This window comes from Halorubrum sp. GN11_10-6_MGM (assembly GCF_005435165.1).
Lineage (GTDB): Archaea > Halobacteriota > Halobacteria > Halobacteriales > Haloferacaceae > Halorubrum.
In genome coordinates this window covers 15,038-28,079 of record NZ_SGUC01000015.1, presented here as the reverse complement: position 1 = coordinate 28,079, position 13,042 = coordinate 15,038, and the positions used below count along the sequence as shown (strand labels likewise).

Annotated in this window: 14 protein-coding genes; 8 read left to right on the top strand and 6 right to left on the bottom strand. The window is 68.9% G+C overall.

Annotated elements, in window-relative coordinates:
- Positions 1-72: 72 nt before the first annotated feature.
- Both EXE46_RS17145 and EXE46_RS09200 read left to right on the top strand, forming a co-directional pair.
- The gene (locus tag EXE46_RS17145) at positions 73-231 is read left to right on the top strand and encodes a hypothetical protein (protein ID WP_199234144.1); all 159 of its coding nucleotides are present in this window, start codon (positions 73-75) and stop codon (positions 229-231) included.
- A gap of 89 nt (positions 232-320) precedes the next feature.
- Positions 321-1,400, top strand: coding sequence for an Lrp/AsnC family transcriptional regulator (locus tag EXE46_RS09200; RefSeq protein WP_137688107.1), 1,080 nt, complete (start codon positions 321-323; stop codon positions 1,398-1,400).
- Between the two features lie 34 nt (positions 1,401-1,434).
- Here the strand turns inward: EXE46_RS09200 and EXE46_RS09195 are convergent, their stop codons facing one another.
- The 3 genes from EXE46_RS09195 to EXE46_RS09185 form a co-directional block, all read right to left on the bottom strand.
- The gene (locus EXE46_RS09195; protein ID WP_137688106.1) at positions 1,435-2,211 is read right to left on the bottom strand and encodes a bacteriorhodopsin; all 777 of its coding nucleotides are present in this window, start codon (positions 2,209-2,211) and stop codon (positions 1,435-1,437) included.
- 1 nt (position 2,212) lies between these two features.
- Positions 2,213-3,883, bottom strand: coding sequence for a methyl-accepting chemotaxis protein (locus EXE46_RS09190; protein WP_137688105.1), 1,671 nt, complete (start codon positions 3,881-3,883; stop codon positions 2,213-2,215).
- A 111-nt stretch (positions 3,884-3,994) separates the two neighbouring features.
- Positions 3,995-4,549 (bottom strand): DoxX family protein, encoded by a 555-nt coding sequence (locus tag EXE46_RS09185; RefSeq protein ID WP_137688104.1) that lies wholly within the window; start codon positions 4,547-4,549, stop codon positions 3,995-3,997.
- Between the two features lie 227 nt (positions 4,550-4,776).
- Between EXE46_RS09185 and EXE46_RS09180 the strand changes: the two genes are divergently transcribed.
- On the top strand, positions 4,777-5,193 hold the full coding sequence (locus EXE46_RS09180; RefSeq protein ID WP_137688103.1) for a DUF5790 family protein: 417 nt from the start codon (positions 4,777-4,779) through the stop codon (positions 5,191-5,193).
- A gap of 19 nt (positions 5,194-5,212) precedes the next feature.
- Here the strand turns inward: EXE46_RS09180 and EXE46_RS09175 are convergent, their stop codons facing one another.
- Positions 5,213-5,977 (bottom strand): creatininase family protein, encoded by a 765-nt coding sequence (locus EXE46_RS09175; RefSeq protein WP_137688102.1) that lies wholly within the window; start codon positions 5,975-5,977, stop codon positions 5,213-5,215.
- 164 nt (positions 5,978-6,141) lie between these two features.
- Here EXE46_RS09175 and EXE46_RS09170 point away from each other — a divergent pair, with 164 nt between their 5' ends.
- Entirely contained in the window at positions 6,142-6,453 is a 312-nt protein-coding gene (locus tag EXE46_RS09170; protein ID WP_137688101.1) for a hypothetical protein, read from the top strand.
- Positions 6,454-6,535: 82 nt separating this feature from the next.
- On the opposite strand, the gene EXE46_RS09165 is transcribed toward EXE46_RS09170, so the two are convergent.
- On the bottom strand, positions 6,536-8,482 hold the full coding sequence (locus EXE46_RS09165) for an ABC transporter ATP-binding protein (protein ID WP_137688100.1): 1,947 nt from the start codon (positions 8,480-8,482) through the stop codon (positions 6,536-6,538).
- Positions 8,483-8,648: 166 nt separating this feature from the next.
- Positions 8,649-8,927 (bottom strand): hypothetical protein, encoded by a 279-nt coding sequence (locus EXE46_RS09160; protein ID WP_137688099.1) that lies wholly within the window; start codon positions 8,925-8,927, stop codon positions 8,649-8,651.
- 108 nt (positions 8,928-9,035) lie between these two features.
- On the opposite strand from EXE46_RS09160, the gene rnz reads away from it, so the two are divergent.
- From rnz to EXE46_RS09140, 4 genes are all read left to right on the top strand, one after another.
- A complete protein-coding gene (gene rnz / locus EXE46_RS09155; RefSeq protein WP_137688098.1) occupies positions 9,036-9,965 on the top strand; it encodes a ribonuclease Z in 930 nt (309 codons plus the stop codon).
- A 654-nt stretch (positions 9,966-10,619) separates the two neighbouring features.
- The gene (locus tag EXE46_RS09150; protein WP_137688097.1) at positions 10,620-11,546 is read left to right on the top strand and encodes a replication factor A; all 927 of its coding nucleotides are present in this window, start codon (positions 10,620-10,622) and stop codon (positions 11,544-11,546) included.
- Positions 11,547-12,221 (top strand): RPA family protein, encoded by a 675-nt coding sequence (locus EXE46_RS09145; protein ID WP_137688096.1) that lies wholly within the window; start codon positions 11,547-11,549, stop codon positions 12,219-12,221.
- A 110-nt stretch (positions 12,222-12,331) separates the two neighbouring features.
- Positions 12,332-12,736, top strand: a complete 405-nt coding sequence (locus EXE46_RS09140; protein WP_017341905.1) for a CopG family transcriptional regulator — start codon at positions 12,332-12,334, stop codon at positions 12,734-12,736.
- Positions 12,737-13,042 lie beyond the last annotated feature (306 nt).

Below are 13,042 nucleotides of genomic sequence, written 5' to 3'. Positions count from 1 at the left end.
TTAGCATTTTGTATCAGGGCTACTATGCCGTCAGAGTTATATATTCGTCCATCTATTGGTTGGTTGTACCCGATGACGTCCAAATCCGTCGCCACCGCGCTCACGCTGTACCGCTCCCGCACCCTGACGCTCGAACAGGCCGCGACCGTCGGCGGCTGCTCGACGGCGCAGCTGGAGGAGAGCGCCCGGGCGTTCGCCCCGACGCCGGGCGACGCGCCCGCCGACGACTGACTCGCAGACGCTCTGACGCCCCACGTGCGTCCCGCTGACGATCGACGCTCTCCGAAACCTGTAGGTACGCCCGCCCCCTAACCGACGCAATGAGTCTGGACGCCGACTGGCGGGCCGACCTCGACGCGGTCGACGCGGCCCTCATCGACGAGTACCAGAGCGGCTTCCCCGTCGAACCTCGACCGTTCGAGCGGGTCGCCCGCGAAATTTCGGCCGAGACGGGAACCGACGTCGACGCCGACGCGATCCTCGATCGGGTCCGAAACCTCCGCGAGCGCGGCGTGTTCCGGCGGTTCGGAGCCGTCCTCAACCCGCCAGTCATCGGTTCGTCGACGCTCGCGGCGGTGCGTGCGCCCGAGGACCGCTTCGACGAGGTCGCCGAGGTGATCAACGGCTACCGGCAGGTGAACCACAACTACCGGCGAGATCACGAGTGGAACCAGTGGTTCGTCGTCACCGCGGGCTCGCGGGAGACGCGCGACGAGATCCTCGCGGAGATCGAGGAGCGCACCGACTGCGAGGTGCTGGCGCTCCCGATGCTGACCGACTACTACATCGACCTCGAGTTCCCCGTCGTCAACGGGGACCGGTTCGCCAGGGAATCGCTGGAGGAGACCGACGTCTCCGCCACCCGAATCTCCGAGGACGCTCGCGGGGACCTGAGCGACCTGGAGGCCGACCTCCTCTTGGCGATTCAGGACGGCTTCCCGCTGTCGGCGACGCCGTACGCCGACGTGGCAAGCGAGATCGCCGCGAGCGGGTCCGGCGTCGACCCGACCGTCGACGACGTGCTCGCGGCGGTCGAGCGCCTGCTCGCGGACGGCTGTATCAAACGGATCGGCTGCGTCGTCAACCACGTCGTCACCGGGTTCACGAACAACTGTATGGTGGTCTGGGACGTGCCGGACGACGAACTGGACGAGCGCGGTGAGGCGGTCGGCAGCCTCCCGTACGTCACCCTCTGTTACCACCGGCCCCGGCGCCCCGACCAGGACTGGGAGTACAACCTGTTCACGATGATCCACGGCCGCGAGGCCGACGCCGTCGACGCGAAGATCGACGAGCTGGCGGCCGACCACCTCCCCTTTCCCCACGAGCGGCTCTACTCGACGGCGACGCTGAAACAGACCGGCGCGCGCTACGAGGACCTCGTCGCGGACGGGGAGTGAACAAAAAGGCGACAGAGGGGAAACGGTCCGCGGCTCAGTCGTCGCCGAGGACCGTCGTCTGCCCTTCGCCCGCGGAGTCGGCGGCGGCGAACTCGCGTTCGGCGTCCGCCCCGAGGCCGCTGCCGGCACCGAGGCGGTCGAGCGCGTCCGCGCCCGCGACCGCGACGACGACGAAGCCGACCTTCGAGACGATGTCGAGGTAGACGAACACGAGCATCTCCGTCGCGGGCGTCAGCAGGCCGAGTCCGGTGGGTGCAAGTAGCCACACGACCGGATACAGCGTCCACAACACCACAGTGATGTTCCGAAGCGTACCGAAGACGGCGCGGACTCGGTCGCTCTCCGCCGAGGCCGACCGCGGAAGCGAGACGAGCAGCCCGTAGACGAGCGCGAGGTACGCGACCCCGGCGACGCCGAAGGTGACCCACGAGACCGTTCCGGCGGTCGCGGCGGCGGTGATCCCGCCGGCGATGATCACCACGTCGACGCCGATCAGTCCGGCGAGCACGCGCCGGGACGGCCGCGCGAGCAGGCCGAGGTAGAGCAGCAGAAGCGGCGTCGTTAGGAGCCAGTCGACGTACCGAGCGACGTCGAGCTCTCCGGCCGACAGCGAGACGCTGCCGACCCCGAGCGCCATCAGGACGTACGCGATCGCCGCGATGCCGGTGACCCCGGCGAGGGTGCCGTAGTAGACGGCGTGCGACTCGTCGGTCTCCGAGGACCGAGCGAACCACGCCCACAGCGGCGGAATCGTCCCGGCGCCCATCGCGAGGGCGCCGATCCACGCCCAAATGGCGGTGTCGACGAGCATCTCAGTTCACCCCCTCCTCGGCGGCCGCGTCGTCGCCCCTCCCGTCGGCGCGTGAGAAGTCGAACTCGGTTTCGTCGCCGTCCGCGGTCCCCCCGTCAGAGACCGCCGTGGCGGTCGCGTCCGCGCCGTCCGTGTTCCCGGCGAGCCCGTTGTCGGCCGCGAACTCGAAGTCGTCGACCGCGTCGCGCAGCGCGAGCGCGCGGTCGGAGAGCGACCCGGCCGCGGTTTCGACCGCCCCGAGGGTCTGCTCCTGTTCGTCGACCGCGCCGGTGACGTCGCCGGCCGCGCTGGCCGTCTGCGCGCTGATCGCGGAGACGTCCTCGACGTGGCCGACGACCGCGTCGACGGAGTCAGCCTGCGTCTCGGTCGCGCGGGTGATCTCGGTCATGCTGGTGTCGGTACGCTCGGAGGCCTCCGCGAGGCGCTCCAAGGCGTCGATAGACGTCTCGACCGTGTCGACGCCGGCGGAGATCCGCTGTTCGGTGCGCGCCATCGCGTCGGCGCCCGTCTCCGCCCGCTCTTGGACGGAGCGGATCCGGGCTTCGATCTCGCTCGCGGACTCCTGCGTCTCCTCGGCCAGCGCCTTCACCTCCTCGGCGACGACCGCGAAGCCGGCGCCCTCTGCGCCGGAGCGGGCCGCCTCGATCGAGGCGTTCAGCGCGAGCAGGTTCGTCTGCTCCGCGATCTCCGAGATGGTGTCGACCACCTCTCCGATCTCCTCGACCTCCTCGGCGAGCGCCTCGACCTCCGCGGTCGTCTCCGCGGTCGTCTCCTCGACCGCGTCCATCTCCGCGAGCGCCTCCTCGGCGGCCTCGCGGCCCTCCTCGCCGACCGCGGCCGCGTGCTCCGCCGTCTCCGCCACGTCGGTGACGGTGGAGGCGACCTCCTCGGCCGAGGACGCGAGGTTCTCGGCCTCGTCGGTCGCCGCTTGGAGGTCGTCGCGCTGGGTGCGCGCACCCTCGGCGATCTCCGTCACCGCCTCGCTCACGGTCCCGGTCGTCGCCCGCAGGTCGTCCGTGCGGTCGTCGACGGTCCCGGCCACGTCGGCGGTGTCCTCGGCGACGGTCGCGACGGACGCGACGGTCTCCTCCAGCTCGTCGGCCATCTCGTTGAACGCAGTGCCGACCCGCGCCATCGCCTCGTTGTCTGCGTCGGCGTCGACCCGCCGGGTCAGGTCGCCGTCGGCGAGCGCGCGCATCGCCGACTCGTACTCGGTCGCCTTGCGCTCGACCGTCTCGGCGCGCTCCGTCGCCTCCCGGCGCGCCCGCTCCGCCTCCTCGCGGGCCGTTTCGGCGTCGTCGATCTCAGTTCGGAGCGACGATCGCATGGCGTCGAACGCCCCGAACAGCCGCCCTATCTCGTCTGTTCGCCCCGTTTCCAGTCGCACGTCGAGGTCTCCTTCCGCCATCCGCTCGGCCTTGGCCGTGAGCTGTCGAAGGGAGATGACCGTGTTCGATCCGACGGTGACCCCGATGAGCGCGAGCCCGATCACCGTCAACAGCGTCATCCCGATGAGCCCGGAACGCACCGCTGCGCCCGCGGCGCCGGCCTCCTCCGCCCGGAGGTAGACGATGACCCCGTATGAAACTGAGACCCCCATGACCCCGATCAGCGACAGCGCGAGCTTCGCGCCGTAACTCGATCGAACCCCGGAGGACGATCCCACTTGCATGTGTATTAGAACGACTGGGATCGTATCGGGATAATAACTGCCACCCGAATATTGCGTGTGATAACGGTATCCGAGGCGGAACCGGCCGTCAGCGCCGGAGTGGACGGCCCCTCACCCGAGGAGGTAGCGCGTCCAGGGGTACCGCTCGACGAGCGGCTGGCCGCCGACGTCGTACTCCTCGACGAACGAGTCGAGCCCGAGGATCCGCCCGGCGCCGAACGCGGCGACCGAGAGGAACACGAGCATGTACGCGAAGTCGCCGTTGATGTAGCCGTGCGAGATGTCCCAGTTGCCGAGGTAGAAGAGGAGCATCATGAACGCGCCCCAGAACGAGGCGAGTCGCGTGAGGAACCCGACGATCACGCCGAGGCCGATGAGCACCTCGCCCCACGGCACCGCGACGTTCACGAAGTCGACGAACAGCGCGTTCTCGCCCATCGCGGTGAACAGGCCGGCGGCCGGGCTCCCGTTCGCGGCGGGCGCGTTCTGGAGGTAGCCCGCGGCGCTGAACTCTCCGCTCAGGACCTTGTCGAGCCCGCTCTGGAAGAACGCGAGACCGATCATCAGCCGCAGCGCGAGGATGAACCAGACGCTGAGCGTGTGGAGCTTCCCCTCGACCGAGACGCCGCCGATCGTGCTTCGCAGCGTTACTTCTCTCGTTGACATACCTCCCCGAACTCCGGGTGGTGACTTAAAAAGCACTGAGGATTCTCGGGTGGCGCGATCGGTTCCTGAGCCGCACCGTCGCTCGCCCGCGCTCCGATCGCGCCGTCCGCCCGGACCGGAACTGAACGGGCCGTTCGCTCGATCCGGCGCCGAGCGTCTCCGCGGTCGCCGGTTTCACTTCCGCTTTCGGGCGCGTTTTTAAACGGTGCGGGCACGACGGGTCCGGTATGAGCCAATCCACGTTCGACGACGACGACCTGTTCGGCGAGGCGGCCGAAGAGACCCGCGCCGAGGTCGAGGAACACCTCGCGGCGGCGCGCGAGGCGCTCCCCGATCCCGACGCGGTGTGGGAGACCGACGCGGACAACGTCCTCGGTGCGCTCAACGGGCTGAAGTCCGCGCTCGACGCCGAGGACGCCATCGAGGGCGTGCGCTCGGCGAAGAAGGCGTACGTCCTCGGCGAGCGCGCCGACGCCTTCGACGACGCCGACGATCTCAAAGCCGAGATCGAGGAGCTGGAGTCGCTCGTCGGCGACATCGAGGCCGCCGCCGAGGAGGTCTCCTCTCTCACCGGCACCGTCCCGGCGATCCGGGGCGCGCTTCAGGACGCGGCAGACTCCGGCGACGAGGACGCGGCGGAGTAGCGACCGCTGCGGACCGCTCTCACACAGCGTCTCGGTCGACGACCGCCGCCGCCAGCTCCGCTAGCGCCGCGCTCGCACGGTCCAGCAGGACCGCGCCGCGCTCGGCGTCGCCCTCCCGGGGGTCGCCGACCACGCCGTTGTCGGTGAACTCGTCGGAGTCGTGCGCGAGGTTCACCCCGGCGACCCACTCACCCCATCGGCCGGCGGCCCCCGCGCTCGCCTCGTCGACTCGGTCCTCTCGGACCAGTTCCGGGTTCGTCGCGCGCAGCAGCGCCGTCTCCAGCGGCCCCCCGTGACCCATGTCGCTCGCGTGGTCGCCGACGGCATCGAACCAGGTGAAAGCGACGCCGTACCCCGCGTGGTCCGGGTCGCGCGAGAACCGGCGAGCGACCTCCGCGAGCGCCTCGACGTTCCCCCCGTGGCCGTTGACGAACACGACGCGATCGATCCCGTGCGAGACCAGCGACGCCGCGGCCTCGCGGACGTACGCCCGGAACGTCTCCGGGGAGACCCACATCGTCCCGTCGAACGCGCGGTGTTCCTCGGCGACGCCGACCGGGACCGGCGGCGCGACCGCGACCTCCCCTCGGTCCGGCATCGGCGTGTCGCCCGCTCCCGGCCCCTCGTAGGCGTCGGCGCCGGCCTCGGCGACCGCGACGGCGTTCAGCGCGTCGGTGCCGAGCGGGGCGTGCGGCCCGTGCTGTTCCGTGCTGCCGACCGGGAGGAACGCGACGTCGACGTCGGCGTCGCGGACGTCCGTCCACGTGACCTCGCTGAGGCGCATACCGGACCCTCGGCGGCCGGCGTCGTATAGGCGGCGGTGGTCGCCGGCGCCGTGAGAACCCGCCGCTCGCGGCGCTCGCCGCGCTCGCGGCGCTCGGCTGCCGTGCCGGCCCCCGTCCCGGACGCTCCCGGGGTATTATGGCGCTCGGCACGGATCGCGGCTTCATGAGCGGTGACAACGCGGAACACGACCCGGAGGCGCACGATCCGGCCTCAGCCGTGACATTCGGCCCGCTGAAGCGGGCGCTCCGCGAACACCGCTACCCGGTGACGGCGGCGGAACTGATAGAGCAGTACGGTGCCGCGGTCGTGGAGACACGGACGTCGACGGAGCGGTTCGACGGCCTGCTCGAAGGCCGCGAGGAGACGCAGTTCCGCGACCCCTCGGAGGTCCGCGAAGCCGTCCTCGACGCGCTGGGGTACGCCGACGCGTCCGCGGAGACGGCCTCGGAGGAGTGGACGCGGCTCCCGCGGTGACGGCTCTGGCGGAGCGGATCGGCTCCCGCGGTGACGGTTCGTTCGGGCGGTCGCGCGGCTCTGCGCCGTCTCGGGGTCCCGGTCAGTCGTCGTCGCTCTCGGCGTCCTCGACGATCCGGGCGGTGCGCTCCTGTGCGCGGTCGATGAACTCCTGTGGCAGCTCGTCGATCTCGCCCGCCTGAACGCCCCAGAGGTGCGCGTACAGCCCGTCGTTGTCGAGCAGTTCGTCGTGCGTGCCGCGCTCGACGATCTGCCCGCCCTCCAACACGAGGATGGTGTCCGCGTCCTTGATCGTCGAGAGCCGGTGGGCGATCGCGAAGGTCGTCCGGTCCTCCGTGAGCCGGTCGAGCGACCGCTGGATCAGCATCTCGGTCTCCGTGTCGACGTCGGAGGTCGCCTCGTCGAGGATGAGGATGTCCGGGTCCTTCAGCACCGCCCGCGCGATGGTGACGCGCTGGCGCTGCCCGCCGGAGAGCTTCACGCCGCGCTCGCCGACCATCGTGTCGTAGCCGTCGGGGAGGTTCTCGATGAACTCGTGGGCCTCGGCGGCCTCGGCGGCCTCGCGGACCTCCTCGTCGGTCGCGTCGAACGTGCCGTAGGTGATGTTCTCGCGGACCGTTCCGTAGAACAGGTACGACGACTGGCCGACGTAGCCGATCGACCGGCGCAGCGACTTGAGCGTCACGTCGCGGACGTCCTGCCCGTCGATCTCGATGGCGCCCTCGTCGACGTCGTACATCCGGAGGAGCAGCTTCAAGACGGTCGACTTCCCGGCGCCGGTGGGCCCCACGAGCGCGAGCGTCTCGCCGCCCTCGACCGCGAAGTCGACGTCCTCGACGATCGTCTCCTCGTCGTAGCCGAAGGAGACGTCGTCGTAGACCACGTCCCCGTCGCCGACCGAGAGGTCCTCGGCGCCCGGGTCCTCGGCGAGCCGCGACGGCTCGTCCATCAGGCCGAAGATCCGCGCCGAGGAGGCGCGGGCGCGCTGGTACATGTTGATGATCTGCCCGAACTGGGCCATCGGCCAGATGAACCGCTGCGTGTAGAGGATGAAGACGACGAACATCCCGACCGAGAGCTCGCCGGTGAACGGCCCCGGCGGGCTCTCTTGGAACACCCAGAGCCCCCCGACGACGAACGTGAGGACGAAGCCGATCCCGGCGAGCACGCGGAGCCCCGGGAAGAACTTGATCCGGGTCGTGATCGCGTCCCAGTTGGCGTCGAAGTAGTCCATCGAGACGTCGTCGACCCGGTCGGACTCGTAGTGTTCGGTGTTCGACGACTTGATCACCTGAATGCCGCCGAGGTTGTTCTCAAGCCGAGAGTTCATCTTCCCGACCGACGAGCGCACCTCGGCGTACTTCGGCTGGATGATCCTGATGAACAGGTAGGTGAACCCGCCGATGATCGGTACCGGCAGCAGCGCGACCAAGGCGAGCTGCCAGTTGATCCAGAAGAGGAGGACGCCGATGCCGAGGACCATCACCGACAGCCGGAACAGGGAGTTCATCCCGTCGTTTAAGAACCGTTCGAGCCGGTTCACGTCGTTCGAGAGGATGGACATCATCTCCCCGGTCTGTTTGTCCGAGAAGAAATCCATGTTGAGCCGCTGCATCTTGTCGTAGGTGTCCGTCCGGACGTCGTGCTGGATGTTCTGCGCGAACGCGTTGAACCCCCAGTTGCGGACCCAGTGGAACCCGGCGCCGATCCCGAACGCGCCGCCGATGACGGCGATGGTGAACCAGAACTGTTCCGTCTGTCCCGTCGGGAGCCACGCGTCGGGGAGGACGACCAGCGGGATCTGCTCGCTGAACAGGGCGTCCTCGTAGAACACGGCGTCGATGGCGATCCCGAGCATTAGCGGCGGGAGCAGGTCGAGCAGCCGCGCGAAGACGCTCGCGAACACCCCGACCGTCACCTGCGGGACGTAGTCGCGGCCGTACTCGACGAACAGCCGCTTCATCGGATTCTCGATCTTGTCCCGCTGCTCCTCGAAGGGATCGTCTTCCTCCCAGTCGACGCCACTCATCGAATCTCCGTATCAGGTAAGCGGGCAAATAGGTTTCCTTCGAACCGAAATACATCGGCAGAAAACACCGGTATCACGCCTTCGATCGGCTGATATCGTCTCCGACGGCCTCGGATTCGCCGCCGTCCGGGTCGGACGAGGCGTCTTCGTCGCCCCCGCGTCGGACTCACAGGTCGCGCCGCTCGACGGCCGAATCGATACCGGCCTCGTCGAGGTCGCCCCGGACCCGCCGCCGGAGCGGGTCCGGAACCCCGTCGCGCGGGACCGGCGCCGCCGTTTCCCCCTCGTCGTCGTCGGTCGGGACGGACCAGTAGAGGACGTGTCCCGTCTCGGCGTAGAACTCCACCGCGAACCGGTCGTCGCCCCCCTCGTAGTGGACGCGGGCGGCCGCTCCCTCGGCGCGCCATCCCTCCTGTCGGACTAAGGCCGCGATCGGCTCTCGCATGGCCGCGTTCGGGCGCCCGGACAGATGTGGCTGTCGACCGTCGGTCGGGTCGACTCCTGCCTCCCCCGCATCGACACCGGTTTACAACCGCCGCCCCGACGACTCGCCATGTCTCTTCGCGTCACGTTCCTCGGGACGGGGGGCGCCGTTCCCACCGTCGAGCGCGCGGCGAGCGCCGTCTTCGTCAACCGCGAGGGCGACCGCTTCCTCTTCGACTGCGGCGAGGGCACCCAACGCGAGATGATGCGCGCCGGCACCGGGTTCGCCGTCGACCGCGTGTTCGTCTCGCACCTCCACGGCGACCACGTCCTCGGGATCCCCGGTCTCGTCCAGACGCTCGGGTTCAACGACCGCACCGACCCGCTGACGATCCACTGTCCGCCGGGCACCGACGGCCACCTCCGCGACCTCGTCCACGCGGTCGGCCACGACCCGGCGTTTCCGGTGCGGATCGAACCGGTCGCGCCCGGCGAGGTCGCCTACGAGACCGACGAGTACGCGGTGCGCGCCTTCGAGACGGAACACCGGACGGTGTCGCAGGGGTACGTGCTGGAGGAAGACGACCGCCCGGGGCGGTTCGACCGCCCGAAGGCGGAGGAGCTCGGCGTCCCCGTCGGCCCGAAGTTCGGGCGTCTCCACGAGGGGGAGCCGGTCGAGGCCGAGGACGGGACCGTCGTCGAGCCCGAGCAGGTCGTCGGCCCGGCGCGTCCGGGGCGCAAGCTGGCGTACACCGCGGACACGCGCCCGCGAGAGGCCACCGTCGAGGCGGCCGAAGACGCCGACCTGCTCATCCACGACGCCACCTTCGCCGACGACATGGCCGACCGCGCCCGCGACACGGCCCACTCGACCGGCCGCGAGGCGGGGTCGATCGCGGCCCGGGCGAACGCGAAACGGCTCGCGCTGGTTCACATCTCCTCGCGGTACGCGGCGAACCCGAGTCCGATCCGCCGGGACGCCCGGGAGGTCTTCGACGGCGAGTGTCTCCTCCCCGACGACGGCGACCTGATCGAGGTGCCGTTCCCGGACGCGAACTGAGATGACAACTACGCAGAGGCGAACCGATGTCCGACGACCGGTTTCACGGCCAAAACCGCCGAAGTCCCAGTCGCTCGGCTGTACGATACTGTTTCTACTTATAAACACCCGCTCGACACGAACACTCCCGAAGCCCCAGTCGCGACGGCTCGCGCGGCTCGCTTCGGTCCTCGTCGCTCGCTTCGCTCGCTCCTGCGGTCCTTGCTTTGCCGTGCTTCGCCCTCGCGACTGCCCCTTCGAGTCCCACTGCGACCGCACAGCACCTCGCACCTCCCCAGCCTCGTCGCTCGCTCGGGCTCCCTTCGGTCGCCGTTCGCTCGCGACTCCCTCGCGCGGCGCTCCTCGCGCCCTCTCGGGCGCTCGGAGGCGCGCGCCACCGCCCCGGTTCGTCACCACCGTCGGATCCTCACCCGTGTGACTCCGCCCCGTGTCATCGTTCCACTCGAAACGAAGCCCGCGCACGGCTGACGAGCGTCTGACGCGGTTGGAGGCCCCGGCGTCGTCCGATCTCCCCGAATCGAAAGAACACCGCGTAGCGGCCCTCAAGTGGGCGTTTCGTTCCACTTTCACCGCGGTCACGTACATTTTAATACCATCTGGAACCAACCGTCGTACGCCTCCCACTGAAAACAAGACCGGAGGCGGAGACACCCCATGAGCGAACTGCGACAGGAAGCGGAAGCGATAGCGGAACAGTTCTCGGACCACACCGACGTCGATCCCGACGACGTCGAGGAGCGGCTCGAAACGCTCGTCGACGAGTACCGCGTGCCGCTCGACGAGGCGAGCCGGAGCGTCACCAACAGCTACCTCGAAGACGCCGGAATGGAGCGCGACGAACTCGGCCGCGGCGGCAGCGAGGAGGTCCTCGTCAACGACATCGACGAGGACGAGCAGTGGGTCGACTTACGCGTGAAGCTGGTCGACCTGTGGGAACCCCGAAGCGACTCCATCTCGCAGGTCGGGCTCCTCGGCGACGAGTCGGGCACGATCAAGTTCGTCGCCTTCGAGACCTCCGACCTCCCCGAGCTGACTGAGGGGCAGTCCTACGAGCTCTCGAACGTCGTCACCGACGAGTACGAAGGGAGCTACTCGGTGAAGCTCAACCGGACGACGGGTATCACCGAGATCGACGAGGAGATCGAGGTCGGCGACAACGCCGACACCGTCGAGGGCGCCCTCGTCGACATCCAGTCCGGCTCCGGGCTGATCAAGCGCTGCCCCGAGGAGGACTGTACGCGCGTCCTCCAGAACGGGCGCTGCTCCGAGCACGGGCAGGTCGAAGGGGAGTTCGACCTCCGGATCAAGGGTGTCCTCGACGACGGCGAGACCGTCACCGAGGTCATCTTCGACCGCGAGGCCACCGAGAATCTCACCGGCATGAGTCTCGAGGAGGCCAAGGACATGGCGATGGACGCGCTCGACACCACCGTCGTCGCCGAGGAGATGGGCGAGGACGTGCTCGGGCGCTACTACCGCGTCACCGGCCCCACGTTCGGCCGGTACGTCTTGGTCGACGAGATGGAGGACCCGGGCGCCGTCGACGTTGAAAGCGCGCTGATCGAAGCGAGGTCGATTTAAATGAGCCAATCCGCACCCACCCGAGAGGTCGCCCGGCGCGTGTTCGCCACCGAGTTCAACGACGCCGGCTACACGTTCACCGAATCCGACGACGAGCGCGCCCCCGTCTACGCGCTGTTACCGACCGGCGAGTCCTCGAACCGCGTGTTCTTCGTGGGCACGCTCACGGAGAAGGAGGACGTCGGCGAGGACAGCGAGTACTGGCGCGGCCGCATCGTCGACCCGACGGGCACGTTCTTCGTGTACGCCGGCCAGTACCAGCCGGAAGCCGCTTCCAAACTCCGGGAGTTGGAGCCCCCGGCCTACGTCGCAGTCGTGGGGAAACCCCGGACCTACGAGACCGACGACGGCACGGTCCGGGTCTCCGTCCGCCCCGAGTCGATCACCGAGGTCGACGCCGCCACCCGCGACCGCTGGGTCGCGGAGACCGCCCGTCGCACCGTCGAGCGCGTCGCCGCGTTCGACGACGAGAGTAACGAGTACGCGCGGATGGCCCGCGAGGAGTACGATCTCGACCCCGCGACGTACAAGGCCGCCGCGCTGTCGGCGCTGGAGGACCTCGACGAGAGCGGCGACGAACTCGCGGACGACGAGTCCGCGACCGACGCGGGCGCCGACGCCGCGCTCGGCGACGCACCGGACGGGACCGATCCGGCCGACGCGCCGGAGCCCTGACGCGACCGGCGCGTCGGGCGCCCCGATAGCCGTTCGGATCGCCCCGAGACTCCCGTTCTTGCGACCGTCTGACAAACGCTTAAGTGATCTGCGGAACGAACGGTCCGATAATGGGCAACAAGAACAAGACGATCTCGTTCCGCGTCAACGAGGACGCGTTCGAGACCCTCCGCGACATCGCCGAGGAGCGAGACATCTCGCTGTCGGCGGTCTTCCGGGACTACGTGGATACGCTCGTTGCCCACGACGGCCAGGTCCGGGTGATCCCGGAGGCCGAACTGGACAGCATGGGCGAGAGCGGGGAGTCGTTCCCCCCGAAGATCGAGGTCCCGAAGAGCTTCGTCCGCGAGCACGAGCGGTTAGAGCTCGAGGCCGAACACCTCCGCGAGCAGCTCGAAGAGCACAAGCGGTACGTCAACTACCTCCGCGAGCAGCTGGAGGACGGCGACGAAGAGGTGATCCAGCTGGAGGACCTCGACGGCGAGCCGGACGAACCCTCCTTCCGACTCGGATAGCGGCTCTGTCGGCCCCAGACGGCCCGTCCGACTATTTCCTCGATATCGACCTCCTTCGATCGGGTAGCGTCGGCGCTCCGAAACGTCACCCGCACGCTCCGAAGTGCCAGCCGATTGCTCCGACCCGTCAGTCGGCGCTCCGGGGGCCGGCACCGGCGCGAAAACCTTCCTGTTCGTCCGTTACTGACCGGCGAAACGCACATGTTGGCGAAAATATTGCCGAACACCTCCGAGCTTGTTCAGAAATGTCCGATTCTCACCCCGTCTGATGGACGGTTTCTCAGAGCGACGCCGCTATTTCTGAGC